The sequence below is a fragment of the Streptomyces sp. TRM49041 genome (assembly GCF_008271805.1).
Classification (GTDB): domain Bacteria; phylum Actinomycetota; class Actinomycetes; order Streptomycetales; family Streptomycetaceae; genus Streptomyces.
On the sequence record NZ_VSRY01000165.1, the window covers coordinates 83,267 to 105,504 of the forward strand.

The following is a 22,238-nucleotide window of genomic DNA, read 5'->3' on the forward strand; positions in this document are numbered from 1 at the left end:
CCTCCCCTCGTGGGGGGCGACGGGCCGCGGCACCCACCCTGCCGCCCCGGCGGGCCCGGGACATCGTCCTGGGGTCCGGACCGCACTCGGCCGTCCGGCGGATACGGGTGCGGTACCGGAGGAGGAGCACGGGGCGCGGCGAACGCGAGCGGCCGCCCGGGGGCGATCCCCCGGGCGGCCGTGTGCTGAGCGGTGCGGTGCGGTGCGGGATGTGGCCTACGGGAACGTCAGCTTGAAGCTGTTGATGTACCCGGTGTCGTAGCGGGCCGTGTCCCGCACGCGGAGCTGCCAGGTGCCGTTGGCGTTCTCGCTGGACGCGTCGACGGTGTACGTCTCCTTGACGTTGTCGGCGGAGTCCCCGCCGCTGGCGTTCTTCAGCCGGTAGGCGCTGCCGTCCGGGGCGACGAGGTCGATGACGAGGTCGCCGCGCCAGGTGTGGACGATGTCCACGCCGACCTTGAGGCTCGACGGGGCCCGGCCCGTGACGCCGCTGACGGTGACGGACGAGGACGCGGTGCCCAGGTCGGGGATGTTCACATCGGCGGTGTTCTCGAAGACCGTGCCGCCGGGCTCGCCCGGGTCACCGGGGCGGGAGCCCACATTGATGCCGGCCCAGGCGTTCTCGACGGCCTTCACCTCGGCGCTGTCGGCGCCGTACAGCTCGGTGGCGACGGCGACCGTGCCGGTGCGGGCGCCCGCGTAGTTGGTGGTGCTGGTGAACTTGGTGGTGAGCGCCTTGAACCAGATCAGCGACGCCTTGTCACGGCCGATGCCGGTGACGGGCAGCCCGTCGGAGGTCGGCGAGTCGTAGTCGACGCCGTTGACCGTCTTCTTCCCGCTGCCCTCGGAGAGCATGTAGTACCAGTGGTTGGCGGGGCCCGACGAGTAGTGGACGTCGATGCTGCCGATACCGGAGTACCAGAAGTCCTTGGACTTGCCGTCCCTGCTCGGCTTGTCCATGTAGCGCAGCGGGGTGCCGTCGCCACGGATGTCGATCTTCTCGCCGACGAGGTAGTCGCCCTTGTCCTGGGTGTTGTCGGCGTAGAACTCGACGGCGGCGGCGAAGATGTCGGAGGTCGCCTCGTTGAGGCCGCCCGACTCGCCGCTGTAGCGCAGCCCGGCGGTGTTCGACGTGAGCCCGTGGGTCATCTCGTGGGCGGCGACGTCGATGGACGTCAGTGGCTTGGAGTTGCCGGAGCCGTCGCCGTACGTCATGCAGAAGCAGCTGTCCTGCCAGAAGGCGTTGACGTAGTTGTTGCCGTAGTGGACCCGCGAGTAGGCACCGACGCCGTCGCCGCGTATGCCGCTGCGCCCGTGGACGTTCTTGTAGTAGTCCCAGGTGAGCGCGGCGCCGTAGTGGGCGTCTGCCCCCGCGGTCTCCAGGTTGGACGGGGAGCCGTTGCCCCAGACGTCGTCGGAGCCGGAGAACAGGCTCCCGGTGCCGGAGGTGCCCCGGTTGAGGTTGTACGTCTTGTGGTTGCCGCGTGCGGTGTCGGTGAGGTTGTACGAGCTCCCCGACTGCGCGGTGCCGAGGGTGACCTGGCCGCTGTACATGGTGTTGCCGGTGCCGTTGTGGACGGCCTGCCACTCGTACAGCTTGGCACCGGTGCGGGCGTCGGTCACGACGTGCAGCTCGTTCGGGGTGCCGTCGTGCTGGAGGCCGCCGACGACCGTCTCGTACGCGAGGACGGGGTCGCCGTCCGCGAGCCATACGACCTTGCGGGGTGCCCGCTCGGCCTCGGTCGCCTTGGACCCCTCGGCCCGGGCGGCGGTGACGGCCTGCCGCTCGGCGGCGGCGGGCGCGAGGCTCGCGCCGGTGCCGACGTTCCTGAGCTCCGCGCGGGACGCCTTGGTGACGCTCCGCGTCGCCCCCGCCTTCGACTCGGTGACGACGAGGTCGCCGCCGAGTACGGGCAGGCCCGCGTAGGTGCGCTCGTAGCGCGTGTGGGTGGTGCCGTCGCGGTCCTGGACGACATCGCGGACGACGAGCTTCTCCTGCGCGCCGAGGCGGAGTTCCCTGGCGGTCGCCGCCTTGCCCGCGTCGGCGGCGCGGATCAGCGCGGTGCGCTGGGCGGGGGAGAGGTCGGCGGGCAGGGCCCCGGGGTCGGCCTGTCCCGCGGCCTGGCTCGTGGGGGCGGCGGTGGCCCATGCGTCGGCGGCGGTGGCCGACCCGGTCTGGACACCCACGGCGAGCATGGCCGAGGCGGCTATCAGAGCGCCGGTCGCGGTGGCGCGACGGCTTGGCGTGGATCTCACGCGGACTCCTTTTGCGAGGGGGGTACCGGGGGCTGGGTGTGCCCTCGGGAGGTGCAAGAAGAGCTGGCGGAGCAACGTGCGGAGAATGGGGGAAGAGTGGCACCGGACATGGGCATCTGTCAGGACCGCGTCAAAAACTTGGCCAGAATTCGTCCGTTGCCTGAAATGTCATATCCGTTAACCGGACAATGGGCGGCCGTTGGCCGCTCCGGACGACACTGCGGCCCGGCAATGGCGTCCGCGACCGGATGAGCGCGGTCGAGCGGGCCGCTCTGCTGCGGCTGATGAAGAAGCGACAGCGACGGCACCATGCGGTACAACCCGCTGAAGAAGTCGGCCGGGCACAGCCGTTCGAGGTGGTCAGGCCACCCGGTGGCTGTGCCGGGTGGCGAGGACGGCCGGGACCGCGCTGGAGGAATCGGGGCAGTAGTCGGTGCACTCGCTGCGGGTGATCGGCTTCTTGTCGCCGCGCCGCGCCGCGCGGCGTCGGTTTCCTCTTCGATCAGCACGCGCACACGGGTCGGCGCGTCGGCGTCGATGAACCATGACGACGTGAACGTGCACGAAGCCGTTCTTGACCTCACCGGTGCCGGTCGTCTCTCCGGGGAGGTAGGTGGTGATGCTGTCCTTGAGCGGGTCTTCGGCGGGCGTGATCGAGAATGATCACGCGGCGGCTCCGGTGCGCTGGGCGAAGAGGTGCAGGCCGGGGATCTCCCGGTTCGCGGTGAGGAGTTCGGCGGTGATTGCCCGAACCTTCGGACGCCGGGCTTCTTCCGGCGCGTACTGCTCCATGGCCCGCAGGGCGATGAAAGCCTTCTCCGGCTCGCCCAGGTCCCGCCAGACGCGGGCGATGTCCATGCACATGCGTCCTCGGCGCTCCGCGTTGGGTAGGCGGCGCAGGTCGGTCTTCTCCGCGAAGGTCAGGGCCTCGTCGGCCTCGCCCAACGCATGGTGCACGGAGATCCGGAACACCTGCGTTTGGTCGATCCCGAACACGCCGGGGATATACAGCTTGCGGGCCATCGTTTCCCGGCGGGACGCGGTCTCTTCGGCCTCCTCGATGAACTCCATGGCTTGTCCACGCCAGCGGGGCTGGGCGGCGCTGTAGCTCGCGGTCAGCAGCAGCGTGCCGCGCATGGCAAGCTGGTCGGGGCTCTCGTCGAGCCGGTCGGCCGCTTCCTTGAGGTGGTCGATGGCGGCCTGGTACTCACCGGATCGGCGCATGGTGATGGCCATGGAGTGCGCGGCCTCTCCCATGACGACCGGGTTGCCCGTCAGCTCCGCCTGCATACGGGCCCGGTCGGCGGCGATCCACGCGTAGCCCTGGTAGTTCTTGATCGCGAGCTGTGCGAGGAGGACGTAGGCGCGTGCGGCGATGTCGTGGGCGCGTGATGCCAGGGACCGGGAGATGAGCGGCGGCAGCGCGCGCCCGAGATCGGTGTAATGCGCTTCGTGGAACAGGCCGCGGGCGTGGCTGAGCGACGAGGTGAGGGCGTCACGGGCAGCGGGACGGGCGTCGGGGAGCTTGAACAGCGCCTGTTCGACCAAGTTCTTCGGTTCGGCGGCCGAGGCGGTGGAGGACGGGAGCGCTGCGGCGATCCCCACCCCCAGTCCCAGAGTCAGCAGCTCACGGCGGTGCACATCGTCCCCTTCGAGTCCCACGGCTTCTGCGGACAGGCCCAGCACATCACATAAGGCGACCAGCGCGGCCGTATCCGGTGTGACCTTGTCGTTCTCCACGCGGGACACCCACGAGGCGGAGTAGCCCACGGCGTCGCCCAGGCCCCCTTGAGACAGCCTCTTGATCAGTCGCGCGCGCCGTAGCGTCTCGCCCAACGTCTCGGTCATGCACACATTTTGCCGATTGATGCACAGGTCTTGCAGGTGTTTCCAGCGTCGTAGCCGCCGGGCGCGTACTGCCGTTGACTGAGTGTCACGCCGCCTGGGAGCCCCTGGGGAGCAGTACCGGCTCCTGGGCGGTGTCTCCAAACCGGCGGCCACGTCCTCGTGTCCCTCGCGCCGGGGACGGCGCTACCGGCGCCGGGTGCTTTCCCCCCGAGGCCCCGGTGCTATCCAGCACCACTCGAAACACAATCGAGAGGAGCACCACCATGAGCACCACCCTCAGCCCGGAGCGCATCGAGCTGGGCCGGTTCTTCACCGTCACCGCGCGGCGGTTCCGCGACGGTGACAGGAGGCCGATGGAGATGTTCTCCCCGGCCATCGACGCCGAGTGGCACGAGCTGCTCACGTCCCCGGAGTACGCCGACTTCTGCACTGAAACGGCCGGCATGCCGCTCGGTCACGCGCCGTTCATCGGCGTGGGCGAGATCTCCTGGGTCCAGGCGTACGAGGAGATGTTCGGCTCCCTGCCGGAGATCTGGTTCACCGACAAGGATGGCCAGGTCGACCGGGAGGCCCTGAACCGCTACCGGGACACCGGCGTCGTGGTCGCCGAGTGGGACTGCGGACCCACCACCGGGGACGGCGACGACGCCGTCCCGGAGCGGCGCGAGACCGCCACCCGGTGATCACCACGCACGCTGAAGGGGTGCTCCGGCCCACCGCCGGGGCGCTCCGCCTCATTGAGGCCCGCACCACGAACCCGTGCTCGGCCGACGTCACGCCGTACGTGCAGGCGGTCGCCGCCCACTGCCCCTACCTGGCGCCCTCGGTCGAGCGCGGGCTTACCGGGTGGACGGTGTACGAGGCGGCCGGGGACGAAGACGACATCGAAGCGGAGGTGTTCCACGCCGGGGTACAGGCCGCCGAGTGGGTGCGTCCTCTTGCTGGTCGGCGGCATGGCGCGCTCGTGTGCGAGAACATCGTCCTCCTGGGCGCTGACTACGGGGTGATGAAGTGGCCGCACTGGGCACTGAAGAACCTGTACGGGCCCATGGGGTTGATGTTCGGGAAATTCCGGGCCGGCGAGGAGCACACCGACCGGTACGGCCGCGACGTGCCCTCCCCTCCGGTGCCGTTCATGCCGGTCCGGGGCGCGGTACGGCCCCGTGACCCGCGTTTCCTGGCCGCCACACCCACCCTCGCCGCCGCTCTCGCCAACGCGGTGGACGACGGCCGGGACGTATTCGCTGATGTACCGCCTGAGTGGAAGGACGTGAAGCGGTGGGCGCACCAGCTCCTGTTGAAGCAGTAGAGGTCTTGGCCGAGCGGCTGGGGCCACCGGTCATCGAGGATCTCCTCAGCGACCGCCGCGGGTCACGGGCATGGAAGCTCGAAGGTTCTCGGGGCGCGGTCGCGCTCAAGGCCAACAACCCCGAGGACGACGGTGCACGGGACAAGGCCGCCGAGATGGACCAGGAGGACCGTCATCTCCTCAAGCTCATCCACGCGGGTGCGATCCGCCCCGGCTACCGGGTCGACGCCGGGGCCTGGGAGCGCGGTAGGTGGCTTGCGGTGGGCTGGGTCAACGGCGTCCCGCTGTGGCGAGCCTTCGCGCTCGCCCGGGGAACCGAGGGCGACCGCCCGTCTGTGCGGCCCTGGCTCCTCGGTATCGCCCGCACATGGGCTGAGCGCCTGGCGCGGATGCACGCCGCAGGGTGGGCCCACGCCGATGTACAACCCACCAACACCCTCGTGACGCCCGACGGGCATGCGGCGATCATCGACTACGCCTTGTCCTGCGGCCCCGATGAGGACCACATCCCGTACCGGGGAGCCCTGACCCACACGACCGCTCCGGAGGTGGCGGACGCAATCCTGTCCACGAGCAACGACACCCATGTCCAGGCCCGGCCGCCAGCCGACGTCTGGGGCCTGGGGGCGTCGCTCTTCTGGTGCTGGACCGGACAGCGCCCCGTCTCCTACGAGGACACCGCAGACCGCGCGGTGAAGCTCCAGACCATCACCAAAGGCCGCACCATCCTCCTGGACCAGGCCCGGCCGTGGGCCTTCCCGGTGTTCGAAGACATGCTGTCGGCCTGCCTGACGCCGTCCCCCGAGGACCGGCCCACGGCCGCCGATCTCGCCGCCATGCTCACCGCGGGCACCCGTTGATACGCCTTCGGCCCCTCACCATGGACGACGCACCCGAGCTCCGCCGCGTCTACCACGGTGGATCTGTGCATTTCCTGGGACGAGGGGAGATGACCGGCGAGGACGCCGAGCGGTACATCGAGCGCATCCAGGCATGGGCGAAGGAGGAACCGGTCGTTCATCATGTCCTCGGTATCGACCATGCCGGGGACCTGGTCGGTGTCGTCAAGCTCCGCCGCGTCGGCACCCACGGCCGGGTGAGCTACGTCCTACGCGAAGACACCTGGGGCTCCGGGTACGCAACCGAGGCCGTGAAGCAGCTCGTCGTGTACGCCTTCACCACCGCCAGCCTGGACAGCCTCGGCGCAAAACACCATCCCAACAACCCCGCCTCCGGTCGCGTCCTGACCAAGGTCGGATTCGAGTGCGTCGGCACGTCGAACATGCATGCCGTTGACGGGGTGGTCGTGCCCCACCTGGTGTACGAACTCCACCATGCTCGTTGAACAGCCCGAGCACCGCGCCCCACCGAAGTACGACCAGGAGGCGGGGCGCAGTACGGTCTCAGACGACGCGCTCGCGGACCGGCGCTTTCGGAGCCGTGTCCCCTGCCGCGGCTGGGTCGGCGTCGATGCTGCCGGGACTGGCGCCCGGTGAATCCCGGATGAATGCACCCGGTACTCCCGGACGGCCGGCGTCGACTCCATCGCGTCCCACGCGATCGCCACCGACGTCTGCGTCTGAGCGGTGCGCTGGGCGTTCGCCGGGGCGGTCGGGGTGGATGTCGCGGGCAGCACGGCCGTCAGCGGCGCGCGTGAAGGACGAGTACGCGCTGCCACCGAAGTCCAGCGCGCGCATGGCCCGGACCTTGAGGTTCACCAGGCCCGTACGCGTCCACGGCGCGGCTGTCGTGATCACGGGGAACAGCCGGCTCGCCGCCGCCATCGGACAGTGGGGCCACCGGGATGAGTGCATCCGCGAATGGTGGCCGCTCAGGCGTTGAACTGGTCGCGCTGGATCGCCGAGACGAACGAGGACCAGGCTGATCGGTCGAAGGCGAGGGCGGGGCCGTCCGGGGTTTTGCTGTCACGGACGGGGACGACGTCGGGGATGGCGGGGGCTATTTCGATGCAGTTGCCGCCGTCGTTGCCGCTGTAGCTGCTCTTGATCCACTCCATGGCGCTCGTACCCCTCCATAACGTCGCTGATCAGAGCCGCGGATTCACGGGCTGACAGAGCGTCCGCCCTGAGCACATCATAGGCACGGCTGTAGCGGGTGTAGAGAGTTGGATCGTCTTGGAAATGGCCTCTGTTGAGAGACTCCGAGTACAGCCACTCGTCCCCCTCTGGCAGCCTGATCAGCGTCATGGACGTCTTTGGCCGGCTGAGCCCCGCGCGGTTCGCCGGGGCGACCTGGATCCAGATGTTGGGGCGCTGCCCCACATCGAGAAGGTGTGCGCACTGGACCCGCATGACGGCCGGGCCGCCCACGACGGTACGCAGGCAGCTTTCGTCCAGTACCGCGATGTACAGCGGTCCACCGGGGGCGAGGAAACGCTGCTGTCGACTCAGTCGGGCCTTGACCCGTTCCTCCACTTCCTCGCCGCCGGCGATCTGGGAGAACAGGGCCCGCGCGTAGTCCTCCGACTGCAAGAGGCCCGGCATGTCCTGAGCCTGGTACTCGCGTAGCGCCACCGCTTCGGCGTCCATCTCCGCCCTGCGCCTGAACCAGTCCGGGTGTGTGACCTCCGGATACCAATCGATCTTTCCCCACAGTCGCAGCAGCACCCCTCCCGTCCTCAGCAGGTCGTCGCACGTCCTGGCGAACGTGTCCTGCGGGACGCGTGTGCCCGCCTCCACGCGGGCCACGTGGGAGCGGTCGCACGGGATCTTCCTGGCGAGTGCCGCCTGAGTGAGGTCCGCAGCCTCGCGGTAGTGCTTCAGCAGCTCGCCGAACACGGCGGCGGTCGTGGCCGCCGTTCCCCCTGTGGCGTTGCGTCGGCTCACCTGGTCTCCCCCTGTGACAGTCGATCAATGGCACGTGCAAAGCGTTGAGTTGCGTCGATGCGCTGAGCAACGCTGGACGCACCCAAAGTAATTGAGCGTCCTCGCGTCGCGGGGCGTGAGCCACGTACGGAGCAGCGATGGAACAACAGGTCGAATGCGGCACGCTTGTCTACGACCCGGTGGCCGACAAGGTCGGCGAGTACCGGGCCGTCTCGGGTCCGTATGTGCTGCTGCGTCCCCTCGGTGGGGGACGGGAATGGGAGGCCGATCCGGTACGCATCCGCCCGGCGTCCCTGGCCGAGCGGCTCAGCGCCGGGGTGCGGGCCGCCAACGGCCGGACCGCGACCGGCGCCGCCGCGTCCCTGGACCGGCCACCCGCTCCCGTACCCGGCTGTGCGGCCTGCCTGGAGCTGGCGGCCCTGCGCGCGGACGCGCGCAACCGGCACGACGGCAGCGCGGCGACCGACGCCAGCGTCCTGCTGCGGCGCCATCTGGCGGAGCGGCACGCGGGCTGACGGTTCTGTCCGGGACTGACGAAAGCGGCACCGGAAGACTGTGGGGCGCGTGTCAAGTGCCTTGCGGGCCAGGCGTGTTGGAATCGCCTGCATGGCGACTGCATCTGCTGCTCCCGGTGACTCCCCGCGGCCTCTCCGTGCCGAGGTCGAGCGGCTCCGTGACGAGGCGGCACGGCAGAAGAACCTGGCCCACCGAAGAGCCGACTTCTGGGCGAAGGTGGACATCGGCCTGGGCTTTCCCGCCGCCATGCTGGCCGGCGTGTCCGGTGCGGCGGGGCTGGCCTCGGCCGACGCCCGGGTCCCCGCCGCGCTGGTGGCGCTCGCCGCGGCGGGGCTCGCCGCTGGGGCGGCGTTCCTGCGGAGCGATTCCCGGCGCCGCGCGAACAAGCGCGCCCGCCAGGCATGGGCGGCCGTGGAGGCCCGGGCCAGTGTGACGCTGCTCCAGGAGCGCGTGGCCCCCGACGACCTCGGCGAACTCTTCGAGGGCCGCCAGGCGGCCCTGGTCGCTTACGAGGGGGACGAGCCGCAGGGGTGACAAAGGAAGGGTGGGGTTCGCGCCGTTCTGTCGTGAGCGAGGCCCGGGTGAGGCCGCTGACCGTACGGTCCCGACCCGCGAAATCGGCCAAAGCCGAGCCGGGACTCCCGCGTGCGACGGGTAACCTTCCGCGTGCGTGACGACCCCGCCGACGCGGGGGCGAGGAGGGGGCGGTCAGTGAGCGGGGTGGTGATCCATCTGCCGCGGGGGAGCGGTGGCGGCGGCGTCGGCGGCGAGTCGTGCGCTGACGCGGTGACGTTGCGGCTCGGCCCGGGGGAGGTGGCGCGTTTCGGGCGGGGCTCCACGACGAGCCCGGTCGAGCTCCGCCTCTTCGATGAGGCGATCTCCCGGCTGGCGGGGGAGATCCGGGTGACCGACGACCACTGGCAGCTCAGCAACCACAGCACCTCGCAGAGCTATCTGGTCGAGAACCCAGAGGGCGCGGGGGAGTATCTGAGGGTTCCGCCACGGCGGGCCGGAGCCCCCATACCCTTCGAGTTCTCGCGTGTCGTACTGCCCACCCGTGGCGACAGCGCGGTCGCCTTCCAGGTGTTCGCGCCCGACCACGTCTACCTGGACCCGGACGGCACGGGCGGCCCGTTGGGGAGCCGCACGGTCATGGCGTACTCCCTGGACGAGACGGCCATCTACTTCCTGGTGCTGGTGGCGCTCTGCGAACCGCGGCTGCGTGACGAGTCGCCGGTCGCGGTGCCGACCACGCCCCAGATCGTCGAGCGGCTCGGCGGTCACGCCGCCTGCGAACGGCTGACGGCCCGGGCGGTCAGCTCGCACATCGACTACCTGGCCGAGGAGAAGGTCCGGGTCGGCGTCCCGGCCGAGGACGAACACCGCAGGGGTGCCCGCCGCAACGGCAAGCGGGAGGCACTCGTCGGACTCGCGCTGCGGTTCGGGCTCGTACGGGAGGAGCATCTCGCGCTGCTGCCGCCCAGGGTCGGAGGAGTGAACGGTGCACGGCCCGGCCGACACATCGGGAAGTGACCGCACCGAACAGGTCCCGCCCGGCTACCGTGTGGGCCGCTGGGAGGTCACCGGGCCGATCGCGGCCGGTGGCTGGGCAACGGTCCACGCGGGACGGCCGGTCGGCGAGGACGGCACAGGGGACGGCGGCCACGTCGCGCTCAAGTTCCTGCCGACGGCCGGGCTCTCGCCGCGCCAGGCCCGCAAGGTCGCGGAGACCGCCCGACGCGAGGTCGAACTCGGCCGCCGGGCCGGTCATCCGAGGCTGATCCGTCTGCTGGACTCCGCCGTGCTCAGCGAACCGGACCACCCGTTCCTGGACGGCGCGATCGTGCTGGTCATGGAGCGGGCCGAGCGCAGCCTGCGCGATCTCCTTGACGCCGACGCCGACGCCGACGCGGGAATCACCGAGGCGGAAGCGGCCAGGCTGATCACGGAGGTCTGCGAGGGCCTGGCACATCTGCACGGCACCGGCTGGGTGCACGGCGACCTCAAGCCGGACAACGTCCTGCTCATGGCGGACGGTTCGGTCAGGCTCTCGGACTTCGGGCTCGCCACGGAACTGACCGGCACCCATGGCACCCACGGGTACGCGCCGCCGATGGGCACCTTCGACTACCTCCCGCCCGAGCGCTGGAAGGCCCAACTCGGCGAGCACGGCGTCCAGGTCCGGCCGAGCGCCGACATCTGGGCCCTGGGCATCATGATTCACGAGCTGTTCGCGTCCGGAGCCTCGCCGTTTCCCGGAGCCACCCCCATGGCGCGCGGCGCGGCGGCACAGGAGTACGCCGAAGGCCGGGCGCCGCTGCGCATGGACAACGCGGTACCGCCCTTCTGGCGTGCGCTGGCCGCCGACTGCCTCGCCCCGACGCACGCCCTGCGTGCCGCGCACACCGCCGAGAGCCTGCTGACGCGCATCACCGCCCGGCAGACCGGGGAGTCCGCGGCGACCGGGGCCGGCCGGGGCCCGGCGGCACGTCGGCGGAGGGCGGCCCGCGCCGCCCTCGCGGCCGTCGCCGTGTGCGGAGTGGCCGCGGCGAGCTGGTCGTACGCCGTGCGCGACGAACCTGGCGACGCGGCCACCACTACCGCCACCGCCACCGCCTCTACCACCGCATCCGTCGGCCGGGTCCGGGTGTTCAACGCCGAGCAGGCATGCCGGGGCCGTACCGACCGGGACCCGCAGTGCAGTCTCGGCCTGGCGATCGACCCCCTGCGGGCCTACACCGCCGACAACGTCGTACCGACACGGGTGTGGCACGGTGACGTCCTCGCCGTCGACTGCCGACTCCCCGAAGGGACGCCCATCGTGGACGAGTCGGACGACTGGTCCGCCGAGTGGTACCGCGTCCTCCTTCCGGCGGGCTCCGCACGGTCCACCGCCTGGCTGCCCGCCGTACGCACGAAGGACCGCCCCGAGCTCCCCCGTTGCCCGGGTCCCACATCCGTGCGCTGAGCGGAACACTGCCGGAACCGCCGGGCCCCGTCACTCCGGATCGTTCCGGATACCTCGCCCGCCAGGCCCATGGCTACCTTGCGGGCTGTCGGTCCGCGGACCGCGCTCACGAAAGGAACAGAGCCATGCGCAGCAGCATGCGAACGCTCCTGATCGGCGGGGCCTTCGCCTTCGCGTCCCTCGCCCCGGCGCCCGGCGCCCTGGCCGTCGGAAGCACATCCGCCCCGGCCCCCGCGCCCGCACCCGCGCCGGTCGCCGCAGCCGTCCTGCAGACCTTCAAGAACCAGGCCACGGACCGGTGCATGGACGACACCGACCAGGGCTTCCGCACCTGGAGCTGCAACAACACCAACCCGCAGAAGTGGTCCGTACACGTCTGGAACGACGGGACACGCCAGCTGCGGAACCTCAACACGGGCCGCTGCGTGGAGGACTCCGACAACGGCTTCCGCACCGCCGTGATCTGCGACTCCAGCCCGGGACAGAGCTGGTGGGTCAAGGTCTGGGGCGACGGCACCATCAGCTTCCAGAACCAGGCCACCCTGCGGTGCATCGACGACAGCGCCCAGGGCTTCCGCACCTGGGTGTGCAACGGCGGCACCTACCAGAAGTGGTCCTGACGCATGCGGCGCTCACACACAGCACCCATACGGTTCGGAACAGTCGTCCTGCTGGTCACGGCGGCCGTGTCAGCCCTGGGCGGCCCGGCGCTGGCGGTGCGGAGCGCGGACGGCGTGCCTGGTCCCCTCGGGCACACCGCGCCGGCCGAGGCGTACTGCGCCGTTCCCTCCGACCGGGACATCGCGGTGACCCGCAAGGTCTACGAGGTCGGCCAGCGCATGGGGGTGTCCGACAAGGTGATGCTCGCCGGCTTCGAGGCGGGCTGGGTCGAGTCCCATATGAACAACCTGGCGTGCGGGGACCGGGACTCGCTCGGCGTCTTCCAGCAGCGGCCCTCGCAGGGCTGGGGCACGCCCGACCAGATCCTCGACGTCGGTTACGCGGCGGGCAGGTTCTTCGAGGTGGCCCTGCGGATGGAACCCGGCATGGAAGGCAGCACCGCCGGTCAGCTGGCCCAGGCCGTCCAGCGCTCCGCCTACCCGGAACGGTACGACCAGGCGGAGGGCGTCGCCCGGGCGATGCGGGACGAGGCGTTCCAGCCTTACGGCGCGATCGGGGCGAAGTACCACAGCATGGGCGGGCACGGCAGCGTGCTCGGCCTGCCGGTCCGTGCCGAGGAGGCGTCCTCGCTGGACGGACGCTTCCAGCTGTTCCAGAACGGGATCATCATCTGGCACCCGGACGTGGCCTACGCCGTACACGGCGACATCCTGGACAAGTTCTGGGCGACGGACGCGGAGCGGCGCTGGGGCTTCCCGACGATGGACGAGGCCGACGCCGCACAGGCACCCGACGGAACCCGAGGCCGCTACCAGGTCTTCGAGCGTGGGCTGTTCCTGTGGTCGCCGCAGACCGGCACACACACCGTCCACGGAGCGATCTACGACGCGTTCCGCTCCGCCGGCCACGAGAAGGCGCTGGGCTACCCCGTCACCGACGAGGCGGACGAGGCCGGCGGCGGCAAGGCCCAGCGGTTCCAGAACGCCACCATCCACTGGCATCCCGACAAGGGCACCTGGATCACCGAGAAGTGACCAGCCGCCACGCACTCCCCTTCCCGACCAGGAGGTCATGTTGAGCGAGCACCGCCCCACCCGCAGGAACGTCCTGAAGGCCGCCGGGGGGTTCTCCGCGGCGATGGCTCTCGCCGGCGGGAGCGTCCTCGCGGCGGCGTCACCGGCCGCCGCGGCGGGCGACGGCTTCGGCCTGCGCATCACGGACCGCAACGAGAGCGACCCCCGTATGTGGTACTACCGGTTCGCCACCGACGCGATCGGCTGGGACCCCGGCGTGAACGTCCTGCTCCCCGACGGCTACCACACCAGCGGACGCACCTACCCCGTCCTCTACCTGCTCCACGGCGGCGACCAGGACTTCATCACCTTCGACCGCCCGCCCCTGAACATCCGTGCCTGGACCGCCGGCAAGCCGATCATCGTCGTGATGCCCGACGGCGGACGCGCGGGGTGGTACTCCAACCCGGTCAGCTCCAACGTCGGCCCCCGCGACTGGGAACACTTCCACATCGAGCAGCTGATCCGGTGGGTCGACGCCAACTTCCGGACGTACGCCGAGTACGACGGCCGCGCCGTCTCCGGGTTCTCCATGGGCGGCTTCGGCGCGTTGAAGTACGCGGCCAAGTACTGGGGCCACTTCGCCTCGGTCAGCTCCCACTCCGGCCCCGCCAGCCTGCGCCGCGACGACGGCGCGGTCGTCCACTGGGCCAACGCCTCCTCCATGGCCGTGGAACTGGGCGGCGGCATGGTCTACGGCGCGCCGTGGGACCAGGCAAGGGTCACCGCCGACAACCCGGTCGAGCGCATCGAGAGCTACCGGAACAAGCGGGTCTTCATGGTCGCCGGGACCAGCCCCGCCACCGTGTGGGACTGGTTCAACGAGATTCATGTGCTCAACGGGCAACGTGAGTTCCGCGGCCTTCTCGGCAACGCGGGCATCCCGCACGAGTGGTACGAGGAGCCCGGCGGCCACTGGGTGCGCGAACACCTGTTCATCCGCGACCTCGACGGGATCATCGGCCGACTCCGCAAGGCGTAGGCGAGCCCGACGCGCGGACGGACGCATGCACGCCCGGCCGCCCGTCACCCCACCACGCTCTCCCGCCACGCCCGGTGCAGCCCAGCGAAACGGCCGTCACCGGCGATGAGCCGGGAGGGCGGGCCGTCCTCCACGACGCGGCCGTGCTCCATGACCAGCACCCGGTCCGCGATCTCCACCGTCGACAGTCGGTGGGCGATGACCACCGCCGTACGGCCGTGCAGCACCGTGTCCATCGCGCGCTGCACCGCCCGTTCGCCGGGGATGTCGAGGGAGCTGGTCGCCTCGTCCAGGATCAGCACCCCCGGATCGGCCAGGAGCGCGCGGGCGAAGGCGACCAGCTGGCGCTGGCCCGCCGAGATACGGCCGCCCCGCTTGCGTACGTCGGTGTCGTAGCCGTCCGGGAGCGCGGCGATGAAGTCGTGCGCGCCGATCGCCTTCGCGGCGTGCTCGATCTCCTCGCGTGTGGCGTCCGGGCGGCCGACCGCGATGTTCTCCGCGACCGTCCCGGAGAACAGGAACGCCTCCTGCGTCACCATCACCACCCCGCGCCGCAGCTCGGCCGTGGACAGGTCCCGCAGGTCGACGCCGTCGAGGAGGACGCGGCCGTCGGTGGGGTCTCCCCCGCTCGAACGGCGTTGAGAGCTCGGGGAAGGGTCGTAGAAGCGCGCCAGCAGCTTCGCCAGCGTCGACTTGCCCGCACCCGTCGAACCGACCACCGCCACCGTCTGACCGGCAGGGATCGTCAGGTCGAAGCGCGGCAGCACCTCGCCGCCCGTCCGGTACGCGAACCGCACGTTCTCGAAGACCACCTCGCGGCCCGGGGCGTCGGCCGGGCGCGCGGGCAGCTCCCGGGACACGTCGGGCTCCGGCACCGTCGGTGTCTGGGCCAGCAGCCCGGCGATCTTCTCCAGGGACGCCCCCGCCGACTCGTACGCGTTCAGGAACATCGCCAGCCGGTCGATGGGTTCGTACAGCCGTCGTACGTACAGCACCGCGGCGGCCAGCACGCCCAGCGCGAGCGTGCCGTCCGCCACCCGGTACGCGCCCCACAGCACCATGCCCGCGACAGCCGTGTTCGCCACCAGGCGGGAGCACATGACATAGCGGGCCATCTCGAGGATCGCGTCGCCGTTGCGCCGCTCATGGCGGTGGTTCAGAACGCCGAACACCTCGTCGTTGGCCCGCTCCCGCCGGAACGCCCGGACCGGCCGGATGCCGTTCATGGTCTCCGCGAACCTCACGATGACCGCGGCGACGGCGGTGGAGCGCGCGCTGAACGCCCGGGACGCCCGCCGCCGGTAGAGCCGTACGAGGAGATACAGCGGCACGAAGGAGGCCACCGCGACCGCGCCGATGCCCCAGTCGAGCCAGAGCAGGAGCAGGGAGATGGAGACGAAGGAGAGGCAGACGCTGATCAGTTCCTGCAGGCCCTCGCTCAGCAGCTCCCGCAGCGACTCCACATCGGTCGTCGACCGCGAGATCAGCCGCCCGGACGTGTACCGCTCGTGGAAGTCCACGCTGAGCACCTGGGCGTGCCGGAAGATCCGCCCCCGCAGGTCGAGCAGCACGTCCTGGTTCACCCGGGCCGAGGCACGGACGAAGCCGTACTGGAAGGTCCCCGCTCCCACCGCGCAGAGCACGTACCCGGCCGCCACCGCGACCAGCGGGCCGTGGTCGCCCTGGCGCAGCGCCGGTACGGCACGGTCGATGGCGTAGGCGACGAGCAGTGGCCCCGCCTGCACCGCCGCCTGCTGGAGCAGCAGGAGAAGCGCCGACAGAGCCACCCGGGCCCGCCGGGGCGCGAGCAGCGACCGCAGCAGCGCCCCCGTCGCGCCCTTCGGTGCGGGCAGCGCGTCCTGGGAGAACGGGTCCCGCTCCCGCGCCGGGGCCCGCTCCGCCTCGTGTCCCCGCCCCCGCCTCTTCTCCTGTGCCGGCCCCTGCCTCTTCTCCTGTGCCGGCCCCTGCCTCTTCTCCTGTGCCCGACCCTGTTCCCGGCCGGGCTCGGGCTCGGGCTCACGAGCCTGCGTCCGTGTCTGAGCCGTCATCGCTCCCCGTCCTCCGCCCCCGACATCAGCCACGCGTACTCCACACTGCTCCGCAACAGCTCCTGGTGCGTGCCGACCGCCGCGATCCTGCCCTCCGACAGGAGCGCGACCCGGTCGGCCAGGAGCACCGTCGACGGGCGGTGCGCCACCACGAGCGCGGTCGTGTCGCGCAGCACCTCCCGCAGAGCCGCCTCCACCAGGGCCTCGGTATGGACGTCCAGGGCCGACAGCGGGTCGTCCAGGACCAGGAACCGGGGCCGGCCCACCACCGCGCGGGCCAGCGCGAGCCGCTGCCGCTGCCCGCCCGAGAGGCTCAGGCCCTGCTCGCCGACCTCCGTGGCCGTGCCCTTCGGCAGGTCCGCGACGAAACCGGCCTGGGACACATCCAGCGCGCTCCGCAGCTCCGGCTCGCCCGCGTCCGGGCCCGCGCCCATCAGGACGTTCTCCCGGACGCTCGCCGAGAACAGCGTCGGCTCCTCGAACGCCACCGCCACCAGCGCCCGCAGCCGCTCCCGGGGCATGGCCGTGATGTCCGCGCCGTCCAGCAGGATGCGCCCCGCGGTCAGCTCGTGCAGCCGCGGCACCAGGGCCGTGAGCGTGGTCTTCCCGGAGCCGGTCGCGCCCACCAGCGCCAGAGTCTCGCCCGGCCGGATGCGCAGATCGACCCCGCGCAGCACCGGCGGAGCGTCCTCCGGCGCGTCCGGGTAGCGGAAGCACACGTTCTCGAAGACCACACCGCCCGGGGCGTCGTCCTGCCCGGACGCCACCGGCGCCACGGGGCCCGGCTCCTCCTCCGCCTGGTCCATCACCTCGAAGTACCGCTCCGTCGCCGTCGCCGCCTCCTGACTCATCGCCAGCAGGAATCCGATCGACTCCACCGGCCACCGCAGCGCCAGCGCCGTCGACAGGAACGCCACCAGCGTCCCCGCCGAGAGCGAACCGTCCGCCACCTGCACGGTGCCCAGCACCAGCGCCGCCCCGACCGCCAGTTCCGGCACGATCGTGATGAACGCCCAGACGGTCGCCAGCAGCCGGGCCTTGCGCAGCTCCGTGCCGCGCAGCCGCCCGGCCTGCACGGCGAACGCCCGCTCCTGGCTGCGGTGCCGGCCGAACCCCTTCACGACCCGGATGCCGAGCACGCTCTCCTCGACCACCGTCGTCAGATCGCCCACCTGGTCCTGAGCCCGCCGCGCCACCTTCGCGTACCGCACCTCGAACAGCGAGCAGCCCACGATCAGCGGCACCACCGGCACGAGCAGCACCAGGCCCAGCCCCCAGTCCTGCGTCAGCAGCACCACGAACCCGGCCAGCACCGTCACGCCGTTGACGAACAGGAACGTCAGCGGGAACACCAGGAACATCCGCAGCAGCGACAGATCCGTGGTCGCCCGTGACAGCAGCTGACCCGACGCCCACCGGTCGTGGAAGGCCACCGGCAGCCGCTGCAACCGCCGGTAGAGGTCGCCGCGCAGCGCCGCCTCCACGCCCGTCAGCGGCCGCGCCACCAGCCAGCGGCGCAGCCCGAACAGCAACGCCTCCGCGACGCCCAGCGCCAGCACGGCGAGCGCGCCCAGCCACACCCCGCCCGGGTCACGGTCCGCGACCGGGCCGTCCACCATCCACTTCAGCACCAGCGGGATGACCAGGCTCAGACAGGACGCCACGACCGCGACGAACGCGGCCGTGAAGAACCTGACCCGTACGGGCCTCAGATAGGGCCACAGCCGCAGCAGCGAGCGCACGGCGGAGCGCTTCGGGGCAGGGGGCGGGACGGCGTACGACGGTGAGGGAGGCATCAGGGCCGAGCGTACGGTTCACCACTGACATCGCTCATGCGCTTTTCCGCCGAACAGCCCTCGGTCCTTGGCCCTCGTTCTCCGGTCCCGGACCTCCCGGACCTCCCGGACCTCCCGACCTCCGCCCGGACCCTGTTGCCCCGGACGTCCCGTCCTCAGGTCCGCACCCGCCACAGCATCGCCGACCGGCCCGGCACCGTCACCTTCTCCCCGCCCCGGCACACCACCCCAGGCGGCTCCTCCTGCTCCTCCCGCGACGTGTCCACCACCAGCTCGTACTCCTCCGCCCACGGCGGCCCCGGCAGCTGGTGCCCGACCGGCCGGTCACCCGCGTGGAGGACCGCCAGGAAGCTGTCGTCGGTGATCCTCCGGCCGCGTGCGTCCCGGCCCGGGATGTCCCGCCCCGACAGGTAGAAGGCGATCGTCGGCGTCGGCGCGTACCAGTCCCGTTCCGTCATCTCGTCCCCCTTCGCCGTGAACCACGCGAGGTCCCGCAGCCCGTCGACCCCGGGGCGGCCGGAGAAGAACGCCCGGCGCCGCAGCACCGGGTGAGCGTGGCGCAGCGCCAGCAGCCGCCGGGCCAGCGCCAGGAGCTCCCGCGCCCACGGCTCGTCCAGCAGCGACCAGTCGACCCAGCCGATCTCGTTGTCCTGGCAGTACGCGTTGTTGTTGCCGCCCTGGGTGCGCCCCATCTCGTCCCCGGCGACCAACATCGGCACGCCCGTGGAGAGCAGCAGCGTGGTCAGCAGGTTGCGGAGCTGGCGGCGGCGGAGGGCGCCCACCGCCTCGTCGTCCGTATCGCCCTCGGCGCCGCAGTTCCAGGACCGGTTGTCGTTCGTGCCGTCCCGGTTGTCCTCGCCGTTCCCCTCGTTGTGCTTCTGCTCGTACGAGACGAGGTCGCGCAGCGTGAACCCGTCGTGCGCGGTGATGAAGTTGACCGACGCGTACGGGCGGCGCCCGCCCCAGGCGTACAGGTCGCTCGACCCCGACAGCCGGTACCCCAGGTCACGCACGTCGGGCAGCGCACCGCGCCAGAAGTCCCGCACGGCGTCCCGGTACCGGTCGTTCCACTCCGTCCACAGCGGTGGGAAGGCACCCACCTGGTAGCCGCCGTTCCCGACGTCCCACGGCTCGGCGATCAGCTTGACGCGGCGCAGCACCGGGTCCTGGGCGATCACCGCGAGAAACGGCGACAGCATGTCCACGTCGTGCATGGACCGGGCCAGCGCCGCCGCCAGGTCGAACCGGAAGCCGTCCACACCCATCTCGGTCACCCAGTAGCGCAGCGAGTCCGTGATGAGCCGCAGCACCTGCGGCTGTACGACGTGCAGCGTGTTGCCGCACCCCGTGTAGTCGGCGTACCTGCGGGCGTCCGGCTGGAGCCGGTAGTAGCCCCGGTTGTCGATGCCGCGCAGCGACAGCATCGGGCCGAGCTCGCTCGCCTCCGCCGTGTGGTTGTAGACGACGTCCAGGATGACCTCGATGCCGGCCTCGTGCAGCGCCCGCACCATCCGCCTGAACTCCCCGACTTGCTGACCCTCCGTCCCGGAGGCGGCGTACGCGGCGTGCGGCGCGAAGTAGCCGATGGAGTTGTAGCCCCAGTGGTTCCGCAGCCCGCGCCGCAGCAGATGGTCCTCGTGTGCGAACTGGTGTACGGGGAGGAGCTCGACCGCCGTCACCCCGAGGCGTACGAGGTGGTCGACCGCCGCGGGGTGGGCGAGCCCCGCGTATGTGCCGCGCAGCTCCTCCGGGATGCCCGGGTGCCGCATGGTGAAGCCCCGCACGTGCAGCTCGTAGATGACCGAGTCGGCCCAGGGCGTCTTGGGCCTGCGGTCGTCGGCCCACTCGTCGCCGGGCGCGTCGTCGTGGACCACGACGCCCTTCGGTACGTACGGCGCCGAGTCGCGGCCGTCGCGCACGGTGTCCGCGACATGCTGGTCCGGCCAGTCCCGGACGTGCCCGTACACCTCGGGCGGCAGCGTGAAGTCACCGTCGACCGCGCGCGCGTACGGGTCGAGGAGGAGCTTGGCGGGGTTCCAGCGGGCGCCCGTCCACGGGTCCCAGCGGCCGTGCACCCGGTACCCGTACCGCTGCCCCGGGCGCACGCCCGGCGCGAAGCCGTGCCAGATCTCGTGCGTCAGCTCCGTCAGCGCCAGCCGCGTCTCGGTGCCGTCCGGGGCGAACAGGCACACCTCGACCGACTCGGCGCCGCCCGCCCACAGGGCGAAGTTGGTGCCGGCGACCCCGTCGGGGCCGGTCCGGAAGCGGGCGCCCAGCGGGGTAGGCGACCCCGGCCAGACCGGTGGCGCCGGCACCGCCGAGCCCGGCCCCGTACGCGCGCCGGAGCCCGTGCCCGTGGCTGTGGCTGTGGCCTTCCCCGTGCCCGTGCCCGCGCCCGTGCTCCCGTGTAACCCGTTCGGCCCTGTGCGACGCACCTCCACGGGCGCGTCCGGTGCGTCCGGCACCGCACCCTGAACTGGCCTCTGCTCGGCTGCGCTCGACACCTGCCGGCCTCCCGCGGCTCGTCCGGCGTCCGGAACAGGGCTCCCGACCACCCCGATCCGGTCCTCCCCGTGTTCTGCCCGGAGTCTCCTGATCCCAACATGACCGGTACCGAACACGACCCGTACAGACGTTTCCCTCACCGGGCCGCGGTCGTTGGGCGGAACATGAGACATGTACTGAAGCGGGCAGGTCTGGGCGTCGCCGCGGTGGCGGCCTGGGCAGGAGTGATGGCCGGGGCGGCCGGGTGCACGGCGGTCGGCGGCACCGGCGGCACCGGCGCCCCCGGAAGCCTCGGGAGCCCGGGCGGACACGCGAGCCCGGGCGGACAGGGGGGCGGCGGAGCGAAGGGCGGGTCGTCCGACGACACCATTCAGGTGACCCCGCGGAACGGCGCCGAGAACGTCGCCCCGGACGGCCGACTGGAGGTGCGGGTGCCGGGCGGGCGGCTGGAGAGCGTCCAGGTCCGCAGGATCGAGGACGCGCGGCCCGCCGAGGTGCCGGGCTCCGTCTCCCGGGACGGGCTGAGCTGGCGGCCGGAGCCCGGCACCCGGCTGGCGCTCGCCGCCAAGTACAGCGTGGACGCGGTCGCCCTGGACGGCCGCGGCCGCCGCTCCGCCCGGCACACCACCTTCACCACCCTCGTCCCCGAGCACCGCTTCATCGGCTACGTCGCGCCGGAGCACCGCTCCACCGTCGGCACCGGCATGATCGTTTCCTTCCGGTTCAACCGGCCCGTGAAGAACCGTGCCGCCGTCGAACGGGCCGTCCGTGTCACCGCGGACCCGCCCGTCGAGGTGGCCGGCCACTGGTTCGGCGCCAAGCGCCTCGACCTGCGCCCCGAGTCGTACTGGGCCCCGGGCACCGAGGTCACCGTCGATCTGCGGCTGCGTGACGTGGAGGCGGCCCCGGGCGTCTACGGCATCCAGCACAGGACCGTACGGTTCACCATCGGCCGCTCGCAGATCTCCCGCGTCGACGCCGAGGCCCACACCATGGAGGTGCGGCGCGACGGCCGCCTCCTCGCGAAGCTGCCCGTCACGGCCGGCGCCCCGAAGACCACCACGTACAACGGCAGGATGGTGGTCACCGAGCTCTTCGAAGTGACCCGGATGAACGGTGCGACGGTCGGCTTCAAGGACGCCGATGGCAAGGGGGAGTACGACATCAAGGACGTGCCGCACGCGATGCGGCTGACCGCCTCGGGGACGTTCCTGCACGGCAACTACTGGGCGGAGCCGTCGACCTTCGGCTCGGCCAACGTCAGCCACGGCTGTGTCGGCCTGCGCGATGTGAAGGGCGGGGGAGCCGACACCCCGGCGGGCTGGTTCTTCGACCGGACGCTGATCGGGGATGTCGTGGAGGTGGTCAACTCACGCGACCGAAAGGTCGCTCCCGACAACGGCCTGGGCGGCTGGAACATGGGCTGGGAGCAGTGGAAGGACGGTTCCGCGCTGCGTTGATTCCCCCGGC

General features: G+C 71.4%; 20 protein-coding genes. 12 read left to right on the forward strand and 8 right to left on the reverse strand.

Features of this window, described 5'->3' with window-relative positions; all coding sequences use genetic code 11:
• Window positions 1-216 precede the first annotated feature (216 nt).
• The 3 genes from FVS66_RS28370 to FVS66_RS28380 all read right to left on the reverse strand — a co-directional run bounded on the left by FVS66_RS28370 (window position 217) and on the right by FVS66_RS28380 (window position 4,104).
• A complete protein-coding gene (locus tag FVS66_RS28370) occupies window positions 217-2,256 on the reverse strand; it encodes a M4 family metallopeptidase (RefSeq protein ID WP_149184078.1) in 2,040 nt (679 codons plus the stop codon).
• A gap of 360 nt (window positions 2,257-2,616) precedes the next feature.
• A complete protein-coding gene (locus FVS66_RS28375; protein WP_149184079.1) occupies window positions 2,617-2,820 on the reverse strand; it encodes a hypothetical protein in 204 nt (67 codons plus the stop codon).
• 99 nt (window positions 2,821-2,919) lie between these two features.
• Window positions 2,920-4,104, reverse strand: a complete 1,185-nt coding sequence (locus FVS66_RS28380; protein WP_149184080.1) for a helix-turn-helix transcriptional regulator — start codon at window positions 4,102-4,104, stop codon at window positions 2,920-2,922.
• A gap of 263 nt (window positions 4,105-4,367) precedes the next feature.
• Here FVS66_RS28380 and FVS66_RS28385 point away from each other — a divergent pair, with 263 nt between their 5' ends.
• The 4 genes from FVS66_RS28385 to FVS66_RS28400 are packed head-to-tail and all read left to right on the forward strand — an operon-like array spanning window position 4,368 to window position 6,758.
• Window positions 4,368-4,787, forward strand: a complete 420-nt coding sequence (locus tag FVS66_RS28385) for a hypothetical protein (protein ID WP_149184081.1) — start codon at window positions 4,368-4,370, stop codon at window positions 4,785-4,787.
• 20 nt (window positions 4,788-4,807) lie between these two features.
• Entirely contained in the window at window positions 4,808-5,413 is a 606-nt protein-coding gene (locus tag FVS66_RS28390; protein WP_149184082.1) for a hypothetical protein, read from the forward strand.
• 5 nt (window positions 5,414-5,418) lie between these two features.
• Window positions 5,419-6,273, forward strand: coding sequence for a protein kinase domain-containing protein (locus FVS66_RS28395; RefSeq protein ID WP_262387267.1), 855 nt, complete (start codon window positions 5,419-5,421; stop codon window positions 6,271-6,273).
• Complete coding sequence (locus FVS66_RS28400; protein WP_149184084.1) at window positions 6,270-6,758, forward strand: GNAT family N-acetyltransferase; 489 nt, start codon at window positions 6,270-6,272, stop codon at window positions 6,756-6,758. Before FVS66_RS28395 ends, FVS66_RS28400 begins: the two co-directional genes overlap by 4 nt.
• A 486-nt stretch (window positions 6,759-7,244) precedes the next feature.
• On the opposite strand, the gene FVS66_RS36300 is transcribed toward FVS66_RS28400, so the two are convergent.
• Together FVS66_RS36300 and FVS66_RS28410 are read right to left on the reverse strand one after the other, a co-directional pair.
• Window positions 7,245-7,421, reverse strand: coding sequence for a DUF397 domain-containing protein (locus tag FVS66_RS36300; protein ID WP_262387276.1), 177 nt, complete (start codon window positions 7,419-7,421; stop codon window positions 7,245-7,247).
• Window positions 7,339-8,211, reverse strand: coding sequence for a helix-turn-helix transcriptional regulator (locus tag FVS66_RS28410; protein WP_262387268.1), 873 nt, complete (start codon window positions 8,209-8,211; stop codon window positions 7,339-7,341). Before FVS66_RS28410 ends, FVS66_RS36300 begins: the two co-directional genes overlap by 83 nt.
• A gap of 185 nt (window positions 8,212-8,396) precedes the next feature.
• Between FVS66_RS28410 and FVS66_RS28415 the strand changes: the two genes are divergently transcribed.
• From FVS66_RS28415 to FVS66_RS28445, 7 genes are all read left to right on the forward strand, one after another.
• Window positions 8,397-8,774 carry a hypothetical protein gene (locus FVS66_RS28415; RefSeq protein ID WP_149184087.1) on the forward strand — a complete coding sequence of 126 codons (378 nt, stop codon included), beginning with the start codon at window positions 8,397-8,399 and terminating at the stop codon, window positions 8,772-8,774.
• Window positions 8,775-8,865: 91 nt separating this feature from the next.
• The gene (locus tag FVS66_RS28420) at window positions 8,866-9,309 is read left to right on the forward strand and encodes a hypothetical protein (protein WP_149184088.1); all 444 of its coding nucleotides are present in this window, start codon (window positions 8,866-8,868) and stop codon (window positions 9,307-9,309) included.
• A gap of 177 nt (window positions 9,310-9,486) precedes the next feature.
• Window positions 9,487-10,308, forward strand: a complete 822-nt coding sequence (locus FVS66_RS28425; RefSeq protein WP_187645728.1) for a serine/threonine protein kinase — start codon at window positions 9,487-9,489, stop codon at window positions 10,306-10,308.
• Window positions 10,277-11,743, forward strand: coding sequence for a serine/threonine-protein kinase (locus FVS66_RS28430; RefSeq protein ID WP_262387269.1), 1,467 nt, complete (start codon window positions 10,277-10,279; stop codon window positions 11,741-11,743). The genes FVS66_RS28425 and FVS66_RS28430 overlap by 32 nt, the downstream gene beginning before the upstream one ends.
• Window positions 11,744-11,868: 125 nt before the next feature.
• Window positions 11,869-12,363, forward strand: a complete 495-nt coding sequence (locus tag FVS66_RS28435; RefSeq protein ID WP_149184089.1) for an RICIN domain-containing protein — start codon at window positions 11,869-11,871, stop codon at window positions 12,361-12,363.
• A 3-nt stretch (window positions 12,364-12,366) separates the two neighbouring features.
• Entirely contained in the window at window positions 12,367-13,398 is a 1,032-nt protein-coding gene (locus tag FVS66_RS28440) for a hypothetical protein (RefSeq protein WP_149184090.1), read from the forward strand.
• Window positions 13,399-13,435: 37 nt separating this feature from the next.
• Window positions 13,436-14,419, forward strand: a complete 984-nt coding sequence (locus FVS66_RS28445; protein ID WP_149184091.1) for an alpha/beta hydrolase family protein — start codon at window positions 13,436-13,438, stop codon at window positions 14,417-14,419.
• Window positions 14,420-14,463: 44 nt separating this feature from the next.
• On the opposite strand, the gene FVS66_RS28450 is transcribed toward FVS66_RS28445, so the two are convergent.
• The 3 genes from FVS66_RS28450 to glgX all read right to left on the reverse strand — a co-directional run bounded on the left by FVS66_RS28450 (window position 14,464) and on the right by glgX (window position 20,578).
• Window positions 14,464-16,467: an ABC transporter ATP-binding protein gene (locus FVS66_RS28450; RefSeq protein WP_149184092.1), complete on the reverse strand. Its 2,004-nt coding sequence runs from the start codon at window positions 16,465-16,467 to the stop codon at window positions 14,464-14,466.
• The gene (locus FVS66_RS28455; protein WP_149184093.1) at window positions 16,464-18,263 is read right to left on the reverse strand and encodes an ABC transporter ATP-binding protein; all 1,800 of its coding nucleotides are present in this window, start codon (window positions 18,261-18,263) and stop codon (window positions 16,464-16,466) included. The genes FVS66_RS28450 and FVS66_RS28455 overlap by 4 nt, the downstream gene beginning before the upstream one ends.
• Window positions 18,264-18,418: 155 nt before the next feature.
• Window positions 18,419-20,578, reverse strand: a complete 2,160-nt coding sequence (gene glgX, locus FVS66_RS28460; RefSeq protein ID WP_149184094.1) for a glycogen debranching protein GlgX — start codon at window positions 20,576-20,578, stop codon at window positions 18,419-18,421.
• A gap of 354 nt (window positions 20,579-20,932) precedes the next feature.
• Here glgX and FVS66_RS28465 point away from each other — a divergent pair, with 354 nt between their 5' ends.
• Window positions 20,933-22,228 carry an Ig-like domain-containing protein gene (locus FVS66_RS28465; RefSeq protein ID WP_149184095.1) on the forward strand — a complete coding sequence of 432 codons (1,296 nt, stop codon included), beginning with the start codon at window positions 20,933-20,935 and terminating at the stop codon, window positions 22,226-22,228.
• Window positions 22,229-22,238 lie beyond the last annotated feature (10 nt).

Excerpts from the sequence above, each read along its gene's own strand:
- FVS66_RS28380 (WP_149184080.1), bottom strand. The coding sequence starts at position 4,104 with ATGACCGAGACGTTGGGCGAGACGCTACGGCGCGCGCGACTGATCAAG.
- FVS66_RS28385 (WP_149184081.1), top strand. The coding sequence starts at position 4,368 with ATGAGCACCACCCTCAGCCCGGAGCGCATCGAGCTGGGCCGGTTCTTC.
- FVS66_RS28415 (WP_149184087.1), top strand. The coding sequence starts at position 8,397 with ATGGAACAACAGGTCGAATGCGGCACGCTTGTCTACGACCCGGTGGCC.
- FVS66_RS28420 (WP_149184088.1), top strand. The coding sequence starts at position 8,866 with ATGGCGACTGCATCTGCTGCTCCCGGTGACTCCCCGCGGCCTCTCCGT.
- FVS66_RS28435 (WP_149184089.1), top strand. The coding sequence starts at position 11,869 with ATGCGCAGCAGCATGCGAACGCTCCTGATCGGCGGGGCCTTCGCCTTC.
- FVS66_RS28440 (WP_149184090.1), top strand. The coding sequence starts at position 12,367 with ATGCGGCGCTCACACACAGCACCCATACGGTTCGGAACAGTCGTCCTG.
- FVS66_RS28445 (WP_149184091.1), top strand. The coding sequence starts at position 13,436 with ATGTTGAGCGAGCACCGCCCCACCCGCAGGAACGTCCTGAAGGCCGCC.
- FVS66_RS28450 (WP_149184092.1), bottom strand. The coding sequence starts at position 16,467 with ATGACGGCTCAGACACGGACGCAGGCTCGTGAGCCCGAGCCCGAGCCC.
- FVS66_RS28455 (WP_149184093.1), bottom strand. The coding sequence starts at position 18,263 with ATGCCTCCCTCACCGTCGTACGCCGTCCCGCCCCCTGCCCCGAAGCGC.
- FVS66_RS28465 (WP_149184095.1), top strand. The coding sequence starts at position 20,933 with ATGAGACATGTACTGAAGCGGGCAGGTCTGGGCGTCGCCGCGGTGGCG.